Source organism: Phocoenobacter uteri (genome assembly GCF_900454895.1).
Taxonomy (GTDB): Bacteria; Pseudomonadota; Gammaproteobacteria; order Enterobacterales; family Pasteurellaceae; genus Phocoenobacter; species Phocoenobacter uteri.
In genome coordinates this window covers 641,005-658,096 of the sequence record NZ_UGTA01000001.1, presented here as the reverse complement: position 1 = coordinate 658,096, position 17,092 = coordinate 641,005, and the positions used below count along the sequence as shown (strand labels likewise).

The 17,092-nt window shown below is 34.8% G+C and carries 15 protein-coding genes; 5 read left to right on the top strand and 10 right to left on the bottom strand.

Annotated features, from left to right (window positions below; translation table 11 throughout):
- Nucleotides 1-31 precede the first annotated feature (31 nt).
- The 3 genes from DYE60_RS10185 to DYE60_RS02800 form a co-directional block, all read right to left on the bottom strand.
- A complete protein-coding gene (locus tag DYE60_RS10185) occupies nucleotides 32-3,394 on the bottom strand; it encodes an exo-alpha-sialidase (RefSeq protein WP_172460351.1) in 3,363 nt (1,120 codons plus the stop codon).
- A gap of 205 nt (nucleotides 3,395-3,599) precedes the next feature.
- Entirely contained in the window at nucleotides 3,600-4,265 is a 666-nt protein-coding gene (locus DYE60_RS02805; protein ID WP_115315123.1) for a glutathione S-transferase family protein, read from the bottom strand.
- Between the two features lie 51 nt (nucleotides 4,266-4,316).
- Entirely contained in the window at nucleotides 4,317-4,751 is a 435-nt protein-coding gene (locus tag DYE60_RS02800) for a MarR family winged helix-turn-helix transcriptional regulator (protein WP_115315122.1), read from the bottom strand.
- A 134-nt stretch (nucleotides 4,752-4,885) separates the two neighbouring features.
- On the opposite strand from DYE60_RS02800, the gene hchA reads away from it, so the two are divergent.
- The 5 genes from hchA to DYE60_RS02775 all read left to right on the top strand — a co-directional run bounded on the left by hchA (nucleotide 4,886) and on the right by DYE60_RS02775 (nucleotide 8,958).
- Nucleotides 4,886-5,746, top strand: coding sequence for a glyoxalase III HchA (hchA, locus tag DYE60_RS02795; protein ID WP_115315121.1), 861 nt, complete (start codon nucleotides 4,886-4,888; stop codon nucleotides 5,744-5,746).
- A gap of 4 nt (nucleotides 5,747-5,750) precedes the next feature.
- Complete coding sequence (locus DYE60_RS02790) at nucleotides 5,751-6,362, top strand: hypothetical protein (protein WP_115315120.1); 612 nt, start codon at nucleotides 5,751-5,753, stop codon at nucleotides 6,360-6,362.
- Between the two features lie 74 nt (nucleotides 6,363-6,436).
- Nucleotides 6,437-7,504 carry a catalase family protein gene (locus DYE60_RS02785; RefSeq protein WP_115315119.1) on the top strand — a complete coding sequence of 356 codons (1,068 nt, stop codon included), beginning with the start codon at nucleotides 6,437-6,439 and terminating at the stop codon, nucleotides 7,502-7,504.
- A gap of 68 nt (nucleotides 7,505-7,572) precedes the next feature.
- The gene (locus tag DYE60_RS02780; protein WP_115315118.1) at nucleotides 7,573-8,559 is read left to right on the top strand and encodes an MBL fold metallo-hydrolase; all 987 of its coding nucleotides are present in this window, start codon (nucleotides 7,573-7,575) and stop codon (nucleotides 8,557-8,559) included.
- A gap of 3 nt (nucleotides 8,560-8,562) precedes the next feature.
- Complete coding sequence (locus DYE60_RS02775; protein WP_115315117.1) at nucleotides 8,563-8,958, top strand: outer membrane protein assembly factor BamD; 396 nt, start codon at nucleotides 8,563-8,565, stop codon at nucleotides 8,956-8,958.
- A 30-nt stretch (nucleotides 8,959-8,988) separates the two neighbouring features.
- Here DYE60_RS02775 and DYE60_RS02770 read toward each other — a convergent pair whose 3' ends face one another.
- The 7 genes from DYE60_RS02770 to DYE60_RS02740 all read right to left on the bottom strand — a co-directional run bounded on the left by DYE60_RS02770 (nucleotide 8,989) and on the right by DYE60_RS02740 (nucleotide 16,790).
- On the bottom strand, nucleotides 8,989-9,669 hold the full coding sequence (locus DYE60_RS02770; RefSeq protein WP_115315116.1) for an HAD family hydrolase: 681 nt from the start codon (nucleotides 9,667-9,669) through the stop codon (nucleotides 8,989-8,991).
- Nucleotides 9,666-11,372 (bottom strand): AIPR family protein, encoded by a 1,707-nt coding sequence (locus DYE60_RS02765; RefSeq protein WP_115315115.1) that lies wholly within the window; start codon nucleotides 11,370-11,372, stop codon nucleotides 9,666-9,668. Before DYE60_RS02765 ends, DYE60_RS02770 begins: the two co-directional genes overlap by 4 nt.
- 96 nt (nucleotides 11,373-11,468) lie before the next feature.
- Nucleotides 11,469-12,818 (bottom strand): metalloprotease PmbA, encoded by a 1,350-nt coding sequence (gene pmbA / locus DYE60_RS02760; RefSeq protein WP_115315114.1) that lies wholly within the window; start codon nucleotides 12,816-12,818, stop codon nucleotides 11,469-11,471.
- A gap of 48 nt (nucleotides 12,819-12,866) precedes the next feature.
- Nucleotides 12,867-14,204, bottom strand: coding sequence for a replication-associated recombination protein A (locus DYE60_RS02755; protein WP_115315113.1), 1,338 nt, complete (start codon nucleotides 14,202-14,204; stop codon nucleotides 12,867-12,869).
- Nucleotides 14,201-14,692: a rod shape-determining protein MreD gene (gene mreD / locus DYE60_RS02750; protein ID WP_115315112.1), complete on the bottom strand. Its 492-nt coding sequence runs from the start codon at nucleotides 14,690-14,692 to the stop codon at nucleotides 14,201-14,203. Before mreD ends, DYE60_RS02755 begins: the two co-directional genes overlap by 4 nt.
- Entirely contained in the window at nucleotides 14,682-15,668 is a 987-nt protein-coding gene (gene mreC, locus DYE60_RS02745) for a rod shape-determining protein MreC (protein ID WP_115315111.1), read from the bottom strand. The genes mreD and mreC overlap by 11 nt, the downstream gene beginning before the upstream one ends.
- A gap of 63 nt (nucleotides 15,669-15,731) precedes the next feature.
- Nucleotides 15,732-16,790 carry a rod shape-determining protein gene (locus DYE60_RS02740; RefSeq protein ID WP_115315110.1) on the bottom strand — a complete coding sequence of 353 codons (1,059 nt, stop codon included), beginning with the start codon at nucleotides 16,788-16,790 and terminating at the stop codon, nucleotides 15,732-15,734.
- Between the last annotated feature and the right edge of the window lie 302 nt (nucleotides 16,791-17,092).

Here is a 17,092-nt window from a genome sequence, read left to right as displayed (position 1 = left end):
TGAAATTTGCAAAAATCAAGAATTCACTATTTTAGAATAGCCATCTTATATTTGCTCCAACATTGGTTTGATCTTTATGATTAGATTTATAGCCCAATTCAAGACCAAATGAAAGTTTTGGATTAAAGTGATAAATAGCTTGCGTACCAAATTGCCATTGATTTGCTAATTTCCCTATTCCAAAGCGATTTGAATCCGCTCGGAATGTTGCATTATTTCCTTTAAACCAGCTATACCCCATATAACCATTTAATTCTAAATGATTAACCATCATTCCCGCTTTTAAGCCAAGTGATGTTTTAAATGTGTTAAATTTATTATAGTGAATATCCACCTCTTTTTGCGTTTTCACATCCTTGATTTTTCCTTGTAGGAAAGAAAATGCAAGCTGTGGCATAACATTAAAGGTATCGTCTTGTAACAAATTATAGCCTATGCTTGTCCCTAAGCTGGTTGTTTTTCCTTTGAAAGTTGCACTGTTTTGAATATCTCCTTTATACCAATGCTGTCCCGCGTCTATATCAAAAGCAAACTGGTTGATATTTTTGGCAAAATTTATATTCATTCCAAAGCTATTTAAGATTGCCTCTTTCTCTCTTGGAGAAACGGTCATTTTCGTTTTGCTCATCGCAATACCAAAACGTCCAATATCTGTTGCCAAAACGCCGCCAATCATTAAGCCTCTGCTACTCGAATCATAGTTTTCTCCTTGTTTAGCAAAACTTAAATCAGTACGATAATGGGTATTATTTAAAAGATATTTTGCGAATATTCTTTGAGATTTTGATGCATTAACCTCCGATAAGAAACTGCCATTAAGCCAATCCGTTTCATTCAGCATTGCAATAGGCGATGTAGCAAAAGCCCCGAAATCAGCAGATACTTTCAAGCGTTTTGCTCCATTCGATAAGGTTTCCATTGCCGGTTGCAACACAATATCCGCAGGTTTATCTACGCCTCTTGACTGTGTTTGAGGCAATTTTTTTCCTAATTCATACATCAATAAACCACTTTCAATATTATTTACTAGTTTAAAATTAAGTGAATTTGTCCCTTTGATGCTGAATAATTTAAGCCCCTCACGAGCTAGTTTCCCTTTTACTGCAACACTCACTTTTACCTGATTATCCGCCTTAGCTAATTTAGTTTGTTGCTCTTTTTCAAAAGCCTGTTTTTGTTTGTCTTGCTCTGCTATTTTATCGGATAGTGCTTTCTCATAAGCAAGATCATAGGCTTCCCAAGCTGCCATTTGTGATTTAACCCAATCATCATCAGGGTACATAAGTGCATATCGGGAAATCAACTCTTTTCCATATAACGGTTTTGGTGCTGGCACAATCAAATCCCGTTCAGGTGGTGCTAGCTCTAATTTTTCGCCAACAAGTTTTGCATCACCATTCACGTTCAACATAGTTGGTGAATTATTATCTAGGGTAAATTTAAGCATAGGATCTGAATCGACCTTAATCTCCAAGTTATCAATATTTTGTACACCTTTTATTTCTAATACAGCATTATTCTGCAACTGCACCGTAGTAAAGGCTTTACTTTCTCCTTGATCATTTGCTTTTTGATCTAATACTAATGTCCCTTCTGAAACCGTTATTCCTCCTTGTGCTTGTCCAATACCTGATTTTATCGCCGTACCATCGCCTATTTTTTCAAGGTTCTCTGCACCATTAAAAGTAAAGTGGCGAGCTTGTTGGCGTTGATCTGCAAAAATTTTTCCCTCTTTAAAGAAAAGATCGCCCAAATCAATTTGTTGATATTTAATTGTTGTATAGTCCACCGTTGGCTCATAAGCTAAACCAATATTACCGTTTCCTAGCTCTGCCAATGAACTATACACAAATCCATTTTTATAACCTGCATTATTTTGAGATTTTCCCTCTTCTCCGCTATCAATATTTTTTGATAATGTTGCTGGTTTCCATACAATTTCGCCATCTGGCTGCACTTCACCAATAAGCAACTTACCATCACGACGTAATGGATCACCGCCACTCCCTGAAATAGACTGCCCTGAATAAATTAAGATCTCTTTTCCATTGATTTTTTTAGAATATTTAATAATAGAAAGTTGGGAATAACCGTGATCGATTGGTGTTTGCTGAGGTGCTGACCATGTATAACCACCGTCTTTACTCGTTGCCATCATTGTTTTTCCAGAAGAATTACGCATAAATAGCTTAATATCACCACTGTCTAGCTCCACCATTTGTGATTCTGTGAGTTCAAAACCTCGATTTCCACTATTTAATGTCATTGATGATTTATCATTCCAGCGATGATCGTTCGGGGATTCACTCAACACCCAATTTTGTCCGCCATCTTCGGATATAATCACTGCCGTAGATTGTTTGCCGTGTTGATTCGTATAATAAATAGGTATTAACAAATTACCATTTTTAGTTTGAATACCAACACCTGGACCAACACCAAAGAATCTCATCCAATCTTTTTTCACTTGGCTTGAAATATTCACAGGGCTAGACCAACTTTTCCCCTCATCATCAGAATGCATCAACCAAATATTTGCTGTATTTACCGCTAAAATTGGGGGATTGCTTTGAGATAAGTAAATATTCCCTATTTTTTGACCGCTTGTGGTATCAGTGATGTCACCTAAATCTTTAAATGCAATATCAGGATTGCCTTTTACGACCACGTTATAAGATGTTTTTTCGCCTTTTTCATTATAAACATCTCCATTTTCTCTCAATGTCCAACGTTCATCTATACCCTCTTCATTTGTATGACGTAATAACGGATAAGTTTTACCTGCTGTTGTTATCGTACCAGCACCGGATTCTTTAATACCAAAAAATCCCGCACCATCTGAAAACATATCTACAGCTAAGAAAACACGTCCATTATTTTTGTCTTGCAACATCACTGGATCAATCAAAAAAGCACTATTACAGTATCCACCACAACCATTATGATCACGATTTCCCCAAGCATTCCACGTCACTGGATTGTTTGGTGCAAGCGGTGATCGACCTTCATTTGCGGTTGGTAAATCTAAAATTGTTTTGATATTTGACCATGTTTTACCCTCATCATTTGAAAGACGAATTGCAGTATCAATATCTCCCCAATCCCCCCGATGTTGGAAACGCTTATCCGCAGCAGCAATTAACGTGCCATTTTGAGTTCGCAATAAGGAAGGAATACGCCAAATAGGCACATTATCTGAACCTTGTTCCGTTAAAGATTGATGAAATAATTTTTGACTATCAAAACGTTCAATACCAAATGCTTGAAATTGCTCATCTTGAATTTGAGCAAAAGAGGGTATTGAAATGGTCGCAGATAGTAAGGCTGTGCTGATAGCTAAACTTAAAACACTACGATTTCCTTTGTAGTTCATTTTTTTATGCTGTTTTGACATAAGAACATTCTCCAACTGAGTTAAAAAACCTCATCATTGAACATTTATCTTATTTTTTAATCAAGAGGGAAAATACAAATTTGTGGAGTAAATCACAAATTTAATTTTAAAATATGGAGATTTTATTCATTTTTGTTTAAAAATAAAGCATAGTAAACACGAAATATAATAAATGTTTACTATGCTTCCCTATTAACGATGAAGCTTATTTCTCACTTTTTGCTAATGCTTTCTTGTATGATTCTATCGCTTCAACACGCTCTAAATAAGTAGCGATATTCGGGTAATCTCTTTGGAAATTAAACAGTTTAATACGTCCAATCGTCATTAAATCAAAACTTGTTACAATATCCGCAGCAGTAAGCTCATTGCCTGCTAAAAATTGATTTTCTTCTAACTGATCATTCATATAACCAAGTAGTTTTTTGATACGTGGCATTGGAAAGAAGGTTGCTGCCGTTTGGGTAACACGTCTAATCAACGGACGCATTAAGAAAGGTGTTTTTTCTGTCATTGAATTAAAAATAAACACCATCAATAACATTGGCATTAAACTTCCCTGCCCTGCGTGGAACCAGTATAAATAAGGCACACGATTTTTATCGCCTTGTGCAGGACGTAATCTTTGCCCTTCTTCGCTATATTTATCTAAAATATAATCCACGATCGCATTGGTTTCTGCTAATACAACATCGCCATCTGTAATAATTGGGGCTGTGCCTGCTGGGTGTAATGCTTTGTATTCCTCTGGTGCTAACATCGTTTTTTTATCACGTGCGTACACTTTCAGTTCATAAGGTACGTTCAATTCTTCAAGCAACCAAATAATGCGAAAAGATTGTGAATTTTCTAGATGGTGTAATGTAATCATTTTAAAGCCTCTTTTTGTTGTTAATCATTCTGTTATCTTTGTACTTTACTATCAAATCAAGCCAGACTTAAATTTATCTAATAAAAATACAAGCTGTTGAAATTCATCTTCTGTGAGTAATTTATTTTGCTCTTGTTGTGCTTTTTCCCGCTCTTTTTGTACAATTTCTTTTAATTTAGCCCCTTTCTCTGTGAGTTTTACTCTTTTCATTCGCTTGTCTGTCTCACTCACAACGAGGGTAATTAAATTTTTATCACACATTTTTTTTAACATTAATGTTAAGCAACCATTGTCAATTAAGGTTTTTTTATGTAACTCGCCAACACTAATATTATCCTCTTCCCACAAAGCCATCATTGCTACATATTGCGGATAGGTTAAATTCACCTTTTCAAGTGATGCTCTATAACGCCGTGTAATTGCGTTTGAAATCACATAAAAACGATGGCAAAGCTGATTGGATAATTGGTGGTTATCTATTGTCATTAGTCTTATTTTCTCTTATTAGATTTACTGCTAAAAAGTATAACAGAAAATACTTTGCATACAAAGTTATTGCAAATAAAATTTTAATCTTTATAATACTTTACATACAAAATAAATTTAAAAAGGAAACTCTTATGTTTAAAAAACTCCTTGGACTTGCCCCACAACCCACCAAAGATGGTACATTTATTCCATCAAAGCTCGCATTAAAATTAGCCACATCAGACCAAACTGATTTTGACGGTACAATTTATCAAAATACCTATCAAGGCACGAAAAAAATCTTAATGCTTTGTACCGAAGAACAAAATATGACAATGGCTAACGGCACAAAATTTTCAACAGGAAATCACCCTGTCGAAATGCTACTACCGATGTTACATCTTAAAAATGCAGGTTTTGATGTTGATATTTATACACCAACAGGCGAATCAGTGAAAATAGAAATGTGGGCAATGCCACAAAAAGATGAAAATGTACAAAAAATCTATTCAGCGTATCAATCACAATTTGAAAATCCGAAAAGCCTAGCTGATTTTGTGCAAAACACAATGAATGACAGTGATGACTATATGGCAATTTTTATACCAGGTGGACACGGTGCGATGCTTGGCTTACCAGAAGATAAAAATGTGAGTCAGTTAATTCATTGGTCACATAAAAAAGACTTGTATATGATGGCGATTTGTCACGCCCCTGCGGTTTTATTGGCAGCGAATTTAGACAATGATAAAGAGTTTATTTACAAAGGCTATAAAATGGCAGCTTTCCCTGATAGCGTAGATAAACAAACACCGATGATTGGCTATATGCCAGGGCATTTAACTTGGAAATTTGGCGAAAAATTAGAAAATTTAGGTATTACTTTTGTCAATAAAAAAGCCGATAAAACGTGTTATATTGATAGAAAATTGATTACAGGGGCAAGCCCACAAGCCGCGAATAATTTTGGTAAATTATGTGCGGAAGAACTATTAAAATCAGTGGAGAAATAATTGTATGAATACCATAAAAAAATCGCATTTTTTAATCGGTGGATCTATTTTTACCCTAGCATTGATCTATGCAATGTTTAGTCAGCTTATCGCCAACACTGGGCAAATCCCTTGGTTCTTGATTGGTATTTACCTATTGGGAATGATACAAGCGATGTTATTTTACACTTTTGGTCATAAAATTTTTGCCAAAGGTACAATAAGCTCAGAATCAAGTGCCATTATTGCCTATCACGCTTGGGCGTGTTTTGTCTTTGGCTTGATGCTAATTTTTAATACCGAAGAATTACTGCATAGTTCCACAGGATTTACCTCAATACTTGGGAATAATAACGATCGAGTTGGGTTACAATTAACTCAAATTTGCGGTGCTTGGGTATTAGCATATTCTCTATTAAGTTATTGTTCGATTTTCTTTACAAAAGATAATGCAAAAACAGCTTTATGGTTACATAGTTTTGCTATATTTGCACAGTTATCAGAGGTGTTAATTAAATACAATTCTGATGGTGGTATATTTGGTTTAGGTGCAAGAATCAATACTCATCACGTTATTATTCAAATTATTGGATTGCTATTTTTATTTGTAGCTTCTAGAAAGATAAAAAATAAGTAATATTAGAATAGGGGCTAATATAAATTATAGCCCCAACTAATTCCCCCGCTCCGCTTTACATCAGGAACACAAATATGTTAAAAAAAATCTCTATCTGCCTTATTACCATTATTTTTATGGTGTTGTTATCTGCTTACGCATTTATCTACACCACAAGTAATAAAGGCTCAGAACAAACAATGATTACCGAGATGACTACCATTTTAAAAAACAAAATGGCACAAGATTATCAAAAAGGTAATATCAAACGAGACGCTCACCCAAAAACCTTAGGCTTATTAAAAGCTGAATTTAAAGTGCTTGATAACCTACCTGTTGAATTACAAACCGATGTGTTTCAAGCAGGAAAAACCTATAACAGTTTGATTAGAATATCGAATGCCAGTGGTAGTATAGAATCAGACAAAGAACCAGACTTTCGTGGCTTTGCGATAAAATTACTTGGTGTGAATGGCGAACGCTTTGCCACAGAACAGCATACCCAAGATTTTCTATTGATGTCGAATGAAACAATGCCATTGGGAACCGTTGAATTATTTAGAGATGCGGTCTATTACTCAATTGAATGGCACGGCACAGCCTTAGCCTTAAAATTTGCTCTAACAGGAAATTTAGGGATTTTAAAAGCGTTAGCCGATGGCGTAAAAAATCATACAAGCCCATTAGATATTACTTATTGGAGTACCACACCTTATCAATTTGGTAACACACAGGTTAAATATAAACTTGTGCCGACTTCAACAATGAAAAGTAAATTGCCAACTTCCCTAACCGACAGCTATTTAACGGATAATATGGCAAATCATTTAGCAAAGGAGAGTGCGAGTTTTGATTTTTATGTGCAAAAATTTAGTGATGAGAAACAAACACCGATAGAAGATGCAAGTATTGTGTGGCAAAGTCCATTCATCAAAGTGGCAACCTTAACCATTCCACAACAAACGATGAATACGCCTGAACGCTTTGCACTTGCTGAACAACTTTCTTTTTCACCAGCAAATTCTATCAAAGCACACAAACCATTGGGGGGACTAAACCGAGCAAGGATTGAAATCTATAAAGCTCTGTCACAATATCGCCATAACGCAAATCAAGAGCGATTGATTGAGCCGACAGTGAATGATTTTGAGAAGATAAAATAGTCTGTATTTTGGATATTCAGCTCAAAATAACTTATAATCAACTAAGCGTTAATCCAAAACAAAAGACAATGAAAAACACACTAAAAATTATTGTAATATTTATTACTTCTATATTTCTACTCACATCTTGCTCTGATAACAAACAAAAATTTGTTTATCCTTTATGGGAAGGGGCAAAGTGGGTAGATGACTACTATATTGTTGGTCAATTAGATGAGCAAACCTATGCAATTTCTGAGCCGAAAAATAATTGGTATTATAATACGAGCTATCTTCTTTTAGGTAAAGACAAAGCATTATTATTTGATACAGGTTATGGTTCAGTTGCCAACAAAGATATTATGCCTGTAGTTAAAAAACTGACGGATTTACCTGTCATTACAATGTATTCACATTTTCATCTTGATCATATTGCAAATATTGAAAAGCAAGATAATGTTTGGATAATTGACCTGCCTTATTTACGAGAAAGAGCCAAAGATAACAAACTCACGCTCACTACAAGTGAAACCTTATTATTCGATCCCCCGACTGTCACTGTTTCAAAATGGATAAAACCAAATGAAATCATTGATTTAGGTGATAGAAAAGTACAAGTACTAAATATGACAGGGCATACGACGGAATCTACCGTTTTATTTGATGAAAAATACAAACAACTCTTTACAGGCGATTTATTCTACGATCCACGATTAGATTACGTTGATTTACACGATGATACAAAAGCAGATTTATTAGTAAATTCAACTGAAAAGTTAGTTGCAACATATAATGATAATTATGTTTTTAATGGAGCTCACGGCTTTCCAAAGCAATCTTATACTACTTTAACAAAATACTTAGATTTTCTAAAAGCCTATAAAAATAAATCACTTAATTCTGAAACCATTGCGACTTCTATCGGCTTTCAAACTATTTATGAAAAAGACGGAATGCGAATGGCAACACCAACCTATGGTGGTTCAATCACTCATCAGCTTATTATCAATATCGTATTTGGCTTACTCATTTTGATGTTAGTTGTTATTTTTATTAGAAAACGAATGAGAAAATAAAATATGAAAAAATTGATTACATTTTTACTTCTAACGATATTTTTAACGGCTTGTTCAGAGAATGAAAAGTTTGAAACAAAAGATCCTGCTGAATTTAATCAAAAAATTGAGAAAAGAACCGATATTGAAACCGCTGAGCAACTGATTAAAATTTATTATAATTATCCAACAGAAGAAGGCTCGCCTAAACTGGATATAAAAAGTAAAGACATCAGTAACGGATTAACAGAAATAACGCTCATACACGATATGCTAGAAGATGATTCTCAAAGAGCGATTAAAATTGTGATGATCGCAAAACATAATGATAAAAAATGGCTTGCTCAACAAATCAAAACCAACTGGAAATGTTGGGAAGGTCGTGGGCATACTGATTGGGGAACAGAATGGTGTAAATAAAAAACCGTTCTATTCCCAAATAGTATCAGTTTAAAGATAATTTTTAAGATCTGAAAAAGAGAGTATTTCGATAATGCCTTTATCGTTATACTCTCTTTTTTTATTTGCTAAGTTTAACCAAAAAGCATCAAGCCCGATATTTCTTGCCCCTAAAATATCTTTCTCAAAGCTATCCCCTATCATACAAACTTGCTCTATCGGTAAGTTGAGTTTTTGTAACCCCTGTAAAAACGTAAAAGGGTGTGGCTTTTCGTGTCCTGTTTCTTCACTGGTTACCATATATTTAACTTTATCCGCCAAACCTAACTGCTGAATTTTTCTAAACTGAATATGGCTCGTTAAATCAGTAACAAAACAAATCTGCACCCCAAATTTATCAAAAAATTCGTCCACAAAAGGAAAAACCTGCATATTTTCTAGGAATGTATCCCAGTAAATATTATATATTTGTAATCCATAACGCAGTGGATTGATACCCAAATCTTCAAGCATTTTTTGAATATAAAGCAATCGATTATGGGAAGAGCCTGTACCTTGCAAAATAAAATGCGTTTTTTTACGAGCTTGCATATAGGCGTTTCTCACCACATTTTCATCAAGATTAAATTCGGCTTTACAAAACTGTACAACCTGATTTAAGGCAACGTTATTCGCCGAAGTATAATCATAAATGGTGTCATCAATATCTAATAAAAAACCTTTGTATTTCATATGGTTTCTTTTTTTATCTCTTGAACAAGAAAATCACACTTTGTTGAGTTTTTAAATAATGTACCTAATAAATTATCAGGATATTCTTTCTCTAATTTATTCTCAATTCTTTCTATTATTTGATCTATTTTTGATTCAATATGTTCAACATCAGGTTCAAATTTTATCTCCATTAATTCTTGTTTAAGATCTAAAAAATAGAATGTTAATTGAGATATGATTCTGTTACCATGCACCAATAAACCATATTTTCTACCACTTTTTTTAGGCAAATTTTGAATCTCTTTATATAATTTATTTTCAATTATTCTATTTACTTTTACACAATTATAAACATATATGCCTGGAATAGAGCGATTAAAAATCTCTTTATAAATACCTTTTTCTAAATTTTCATAAAATTTACCTATTCCTCTTTTTACTTGAACTGTTAATGAGGTTTTATCATTAGCACAAACAAGAGAAATTGTTGCTTCATTTAAATCAAAAGATTTATCACTTACTTTAAATGTCTCAGATCGCATAATTGAATAGTCTATACTCTCAATTGATAATTCTGTTTTAATTCTTAGTTGCTCTGGATCCTGAGATACAAAATCTCTATTTTCAATTTTATTCTGTCTATTATTTGTTCTTGTAACCTCTTCACCAAATTTTTCAGGAGTTTCATTTAAAGAAATAATTCTCAAATGCACCTTAACCGCATCAAGACTAGCCTCCGATCTTGCTTCCAGAAATTTACCTATTGTACTAACCGTTTGAGCCCCATTAACAATAGCAACATTTTTCAATTTAAATTGCCCAAAGTCCTTACTACCGCCACCCAGTTTAGATTTTTCGATTGAATCACAGATCATTGTTATACCATTATTAAAATACCAAAATGATTCTTGATTCAAAGATAATGTTTTTTTTATCTCATCATTTACATCTGTATTTCCTAAAACTTGTCTAATATTTTTTTCAAATAATTTTGTTTTATAATTTTCCCACCATGCACTAATTTCATCTCCAGAAACCATCCCATAAAATGCCTTATATGGTTCAGAAACCATTCCCCACTGCATTAAACCAAGTTCTATATCAATTGGATCATTACCTGAACTATTTGCCAAAGAACTGAAAACTTTTCCTTGATTCATTCTTTTAAAATTTACAATTTGAACTTGATTCTCATCTCCAGTATCGTTCATTTCAGTGATTAAATCCTCTAAAGGTCGCTGAGCATGTTCTGCTAAAACATTTGAAACATAAGTATCAATTAAAATAATTTCATATGTCGTGTCATACTCCGTTAATGCTGTTTCAATTAAAAATTTTTTCGACTGCACTTTATCATTAAACCTATCAAATTTAGTATTAAAAAGATCCTTAATTCCTGTGCAAAATTTATGTATGCTTGCACTGTCTGGCTCTCCTTTCCCATTTTTACTCCATTTTGATTGAACAATAATCATCTTTTTACTTGCCTGATTATAGTAAATAGCATCAATTCCATTATCATTAGCTCCATCAACAACCGCATTTCCCGCATCTTCTGCTGAGCACTCAGTTGAACTATAAATAGCATATGCAGCTAGATATCTTGTTAACAACTTATCCTCAATTGAAGAATCTGATTGATTTAAGTCCTCTATGTTAATTTTACCTTCAAAAATATCTTTAATTTTATTTCCTATTTGATTTATATGTAAAACACTCATGTTTATTTCTCCTATGTTGCATAAAATTTTTTATTTTTAACAATACTAATAAGTAAGATAGATTCCCATAATATAACAGTATCTAATAAAAATCACCTATTCCCCAGAAACCTTCAAACTCTCTAACAAAATCGCCCCAGTTTGAATATTCGATCTTAACTCCACATCATCACTCACAGCAACTAAATTTTGGTACATATCTTGCAATCTTCCTGCGATGGTAATCTCCGCAACTGGATACTGAATTTCACCGTTTTCTACCCAAAAACCTGACGCACCACGAGAATATTCCCCTGTTACACCGTTAATGGCACTGCCCATCATATCCGTGACGAGCAAGCCAGTACCCATTTCTTTGAGTAAGGTGTCTAAGCCACCTGTACGGTTTGGTTTCACGAGCCAGTTATGAATACCGCCTGCGTGTCCTGTGGATTTTAGCCCTAATTTGCGACCGCTGTATGTTGTGATTAAATAAGTTTCTAACACACCTGCTTTGATGATTTCTCGATCTTGGGTGCGTACACCTTCGCTATCAAAAGGTGATGAAGCAAGCTGGCGGAGTAAATGTGGGTGTTCTGAAATCTCAAACCAGTTTGGTAAGATTTGTTCACCAAGTTTGTCTTGCATAAAACTCGCTTTACGATATAACGCACCGCCACTGATTGCCCCAGCTAAATGTCCGATTAAGCCTGTAGCCACTTCATTTGCAAAAATAACAGGTACTTCTCTGGTGCTTAATTTTTGTGGATTTAAACGTTTTACCGCTCTAATTGCAGATTGTTCTCCCACCCATTGTGGCGATTGCAACTGATTAAATTCACGTGAAATGGTATAAGCATAATCACGCTCTAATTGATCGTTATAGGCTGAAATCACACTGGTTGAAAGAGAATAACGGCTTGAAAGATAGCCTTGCACCATTCCGTGTGTATTGCCATACATTCGCACACCAGTGTGTGAATTAAAGGTTGCCCCATCACTATTTACAATTCGCTCATCAAAATTTAATGCACTATGCTCCGCTTGAATTGCCATTTCAACAGCTTGATCCACATTGATATCCGATTGATGATATAAATCTAAATCAGGCGGATCAAAGGCTAATAATTCTTTATCTGCTAAGCCAGCACATTCATCTTCTGAGGTATATTTTGCAATTGCTAAGGCAGATTCTACCGCTTGTTGAATGGATTTTGGTTGTAGATCTGAGGTAGACGCATTACCTTTACGCTTACCCACATAAACTGAGATCCCCAGTGTGCCGTCATTATTAAACTCTATATTTTCCGTTTGTTCTAAGCGTGTTGAAACTGATAGTCCTGTCACTTTGGTCACGGCAACTTCTGCATCTGCCCCAGATTTTTTTGCAAATTTTAATGCAAAATCAACCGCTTCTTGTAATGTTTCTTTTTGTTGTAATAGTTCTTTTTTGGTAACAAATGACATAATTTTGTCCTAATTTGATGATTTTAATAAGATTATAATCAGAAAGTATTATTTATAACGTTTTTGGGTACTTTCGTTATCAAGTGATTTTAACCAATCTAATTTTTGTTTGATTTGTTTTTCTAAACCACGCTCTGTTGGGTGGTAAAATTGAGTATCTTGTAATTCAGAGGGAAAATAATTTTCACCAACAGCATAAGCATTTGGTTCATTGTGAGCATAGCGATACTCTGCACCATACCCCAAACTCTCCATCAACTGAGTGGGAGCATTGCGTAAATGGGATGGAACATCATAATCTTTGCTTTCTTTTACAAGACGTTTTGCTTCATTGAATGCAGTATAAACTGCATTACTTTTTGCAGAAACTGCTAAATAAATGACCGCTTGTGCAATTGCTCGCTCGCCTTCATACGCTCCAACTCGAGTATAGCAATCCCACGCATTTATAGCGATTTGCATTGCTCTAGGATCGGCATTTCCAATGTCTTCTGAAGCAATCGCTAATAAGCGGCGTGCCACATAAAGAGGATCTCCCCCTGCATTTAATATGCGAGCATACCAGTATAAAGCAGCATCTGGTGCTGAACCTCGAATGGATTTATGTAACGCTGAGATAAGATCGTAATAATGATCCCCGCCTTTATCAAAGCGAGAGTGACGTTCCCCTAACACTTCAACTAATAAGGCTTTATCCAATATTTTGTCTTTCCCCTGCTGCATTGCCATATCTGACATCAGTTCTAAACAATTTAACCCAAAACGTGCATCGCCATTTACATAATCAGCTAATAAAGAGAGAACATCATCTTTAATAATAAAAGATTCATTGCCTAAACCTCGCTCTTTATCCTGTAATGCAGAAGTTAAAACCTTTAGAATTTCCTGATCGGTCAGTGATTTTAAAATATAAATTCGAGTGCGAGAAAGTAAGGCATTATTGAGTTCAAAAGAGGGATTTTCAGTCGTTGCGCCAATAAAAATGATTGTGCCGTCTTCAATATGAGGCAAAAAAGCATCTTGCTGACTTTTATTAAAACGATGTACCTCATCAACAAAAAGCAATGTTTGTCTGCCTACTTGCTTATTATTTTTTGCAATTTCAATCGCTTCCCTAATTTCTTTAATACCACTCGTCACTGCTGAAATTCGTTCAACTTCGATATCTAAATGATGAGCTATAATTTCAGCAAGAGTGGTTTTTCCTGTTCCAGGTGGCCCCCAGAAAATCATAGAATGGCTATACCCTTTTTCTATTGCTCGATACAAGGGTTTATCTTTACCAACAAGGTGTGATTGTCCAATATATTCACTCAAATTTCGAGGTCGCATTCTTGCTGAAAGTGGGCGAAAATCATCAGCAAAATCAAGGGCTAAATTACTCATTCTCGTAACCAAAGTCCTCGACGAATTTGTCGCATTAACAAATAAATCCACGGCCACAGCAGACCGCTAATCAATGCACCTAATAACTCTTGTGAATGAAATTCAACATTATGTAATAGTAATTCAACAAAGAAAATCATTACTCTAATTAACGCAACATAAAGCATTATCAATATGGACTGAAACCATAACGACATATTACGTAAAATAAGGTGGTATTTTGCAACAAAATAAATCGCAATCGATAGCACAAGAGCGTGAATCCCAAGAACCGATCCTAATACAAGATCCCAAACAATACCTGTAATAAAGGCACTGCCGACGTTAATTCGTTGAGGCAAGGCAAGTACCCAATAAATAAGCAGAAGTACAATCCAAGCAGGTCTTAACCCTTGCATTTGTATTGGCCACGGCATTATTTCTAAAATAAAGGCAACAATAAAAATAATAAATAGTATAGAGAGCCTAAATAAAATATTAGTTTTCATTGTGTTCCTCAGGTGTACGCTGCTCTGGTAATTTCACTTGTGTTTTTGTGTTTGATTGCGACCTTAAATAAGATAATGGATTCAAATACTTACGCCGTTCTTGCACTACATTTCTAACATCTTGTGCAGACAATGTTTTTGCATTACGCAACTCTTCATTGGTTGGCCAAAGTAATAATAAATAACGCAAGTGATCAAAAGAAGCAAGAGGACGAGCTTTAATTCGTGCAAAATGACTTTGTTGTGTATTTGAAATAGACTCGACAACAGCTACTGGATACCCCTCAGGAAAACGCCCTCCTAAACCAGATGTAATCAATACATCGCCTTTCACAATATCAACCGTACGAGGTAGATCATCAATTAAAAGCTCATCATTTTGCCCTGTACCACTAATTACTGTTCTTACATCGTTACGCAATACTTGAACAGGCACTGAATGACTTGAATCGGTAATCAATAACACTCGACTAGAATTTTTTCCTACGGAAATAACTTGTCCAATCACACCCAACTCATCAATCACAGGTTGCCCAATAAACACACCATTTTCTTTACCTTGATTGATTACAATTTGCTGACGATAAGCATCAATTTCTGCTGTTAATACTTCTGCTACTTTTTTGTATTCATCTTGACGCAACGGCGAACTTAATAACAAACGTAAACGCTGGTTTTCAACTTTAAGATGTTCAAAACGCAATAAACTAGCATTTTTTTCCCTTAATTGCTCTTTTAGGATTTCATTTTCAAGCTGTAATTTTGAGCTATCAATAAAGCTACCGCTGACATTATCAAGCACCATTCTTGGAGTATTAGCAAAATAATACAAGCTACTTACTGCTGTTTCCATCATATTGCGAGCTTGAATCATCGCATTACTACGACCATCAAATGCAATAAGTATTATTGAAAAAGCAATAGCCAAAAAAAGCCTAATGCCGAGAGAGGGAGATTTAGAAAAGATTAGTTTCATTAAATTTCACTAATAAAATATAAAAAAGAGTTGCTAAACCTAATCAGCAACTCTTTATTTAGGTTAATTATCGTCAAGGAAAATGTCGCCACCGTGCATATCAATCATATCAAGTGCTTTACCGCCACCTAATGCCACACAAATAAGCGGATCTTCAGCAACAATAACAGGTACACCACAAGCTTCCGAAAGCAAACTATCCAAATTCTTTAACAATGCTCCACCACCAGTTAAAACCATACCTCTTTCAAAAATATCTGCTGCTAATTCAGGTGGACAACGTTCTAAAACGCCTTTAACTGCACCAACAATCCCATTTAAAGGTTGTTCGATAGCTTCTAATACGTCTTTTGAGGTTAATTCAAACTTACGAGGAGCACCTTGTGCTAGATTATGACCGTGAACTTCTGTTTTTAAAATGTCATCTTTTTCATCTTCAGAAATGCTCGCAGTTGCTAATTCTTTTTTAATGCGTTCTGCGGTTGTTTCACCAATCGCTGAACCAAAATTACGGCGTACATAAGCAATAATAGCTTCATCAAATTTATCACCACCAATTCGAACAGAAGCAGAATAAACAATGCCATTTAATGAAAGCACCGCAACTTCCGTTGTACCACCACCGATATCAATAACCATTGAACCTGTTGCTTCGTGAACAGGTAAACCTGCACCAATTGCTGCTGCCATTGGTTCTTCAATTAAGTGAACCTCTCTTGCTCCAGCTCGAATAGTCGCTTCTTTAATGGCTTTACGTTCAACCTGTGTCGCCCCAGCCGGCACACAAACCACAACACGTGGACTAGGACGTAAGAAATTACCACTATGCACTTGTTTAATAAAATACTGTAACATTTTTTCTGTTACGTCAAAATCCGCAATTACACCATCTTTCATTGGACGAATTGCATTGATACTTTTAGGTGTACGACCTAACATCAATTTTGCATTAGAGCCAACTGCTGCAATACTTTTAGTTGACATTGCACGATCTTGACGCACAGCAACAACTGATGGTTCATTCAATACAATACCTTGTCCTTTTACATAAATAAGGGTATTAGCTGTTCCTAAATCGATAGAGAGATCATTTGAAAATAATCCACGAAACTTTTTAAACATAATTTATAATCCGTTGGTATGAAAATGGGTAAAATAATAACCTAGCAAATATACAGAAAATCTATTAAAAACTCAATGAAATATTGCTTTATCAATGGATATCCGCATAAAATTACTTCAAAAAACAACGCTCAATGCTAATTCAAAAAATCGTTGTTTTTAACCATTTTGTCTATTTAACTTACATAGACATAAGTACGATATAAAAAAGCACTAATTAAAATAACAAACATCACTATTATTTGAATCAATCTTTTCTTTGTTAATTTTTCTGCTGCCATTATTTTCCTTAAAATTTTGAG

Coding starts and splice junctions, on each gene's coding strand:
- DYE60_RS02765 (WP_115315115.1), bottom strand. CDS start 11,372: ATGAGTGTTTTACATATAAATCAAATAGGAAATAAAATTAAAGATATT.
- pmbA (WP_115315114.1), bottom strand. CDS start 12,818: ATGTCATTTGTTACCAAAAAAGAACTATTACAACAAAAAGAAACATTA.
- DYE60_RS02740 (WP_115315110.1), bottom strand. CDS start 16,790: ATGTTTAAAAAGTTTCGTGGATTATTTTCAAATGATCTCTCTATCGAT.
- DYE60_RS02780 (WP_115315118.1), top strand. CDS start 7,573: ATGAAAAACACACTAAAAATTATTGTAATATTTATTACTTCTATATTT.
- mreD (WP_115315112.1), bottom strand. CDS start 14,692: ATGAAAACTAATATTTTATTTAGGCTCTCTATACTATTTATTATTTTT.
- DYE60_RS02790 (WP_115315120.1), top strand. CDS start 5,751: ATGAATACCATAAAAAAATCGCATTTTTTAATCGGTGGATCTATTTTT.
- DYE60_RS02800 (WP_115315122.1), bottom strand. CDS start 4,751: ATGACAATAGATAACCACCAATTATCCAATCAGCTTTGCCATCGTTTT.
- DYE60_RS02805 (WP_115315123.1), bottom strand. CDS start 4,265: ATGATTACATTACACCATCTAGAAAATTCACAATCTTTTCGCATTATT.
- DYE60_RS02785 (WP_115315119.1), top strand. CDS start 6,437: ATGTTAAAAAAAATCTCTATCTGCCTTATTACCATTATTTTTATGGTG.
- hchA (WP_115315121.1), top strand. CDS start 4,886: ATGTTTAAAAAACTCCTTGGACTTGCCCCACAACCCACCAAAGATGGT.
- mreC (WP_115315111.1), bottom strand. CDS start 15,668: ATGAAACTAATCTTTTCTAAATCTCCCTCTCTCGGCATTAGGCTTTTT.
- DYE60_RS02775 (WP_115315117.1), top strand. CDS start 8,563: ATGAAAAAATTGATTACATTTTTACTTCTAACGATATTTTTAACGGCT.
- DYE60_RS10185 (WP_172460351.1), bottom strand. CDS start 3,394: ATGTCAAAACAGCATAAAAAAATGAACTACAAAGGAAATCGTAGTGTT.
- DYE60_RS02770 (WP_115315116.1), bottom strand. CDS start 9,669: ATGAAATACAAAGGTTTTTTATTAGATATTGATGACACCATTTATGAT.
- DYE60_RS02755 (WP_115315113.1), bottom strand. CDS start 14,204: ATGAGTAATTTAGCCCTTGATTTTGCTGATGATTTTCGCCCACTTTCA.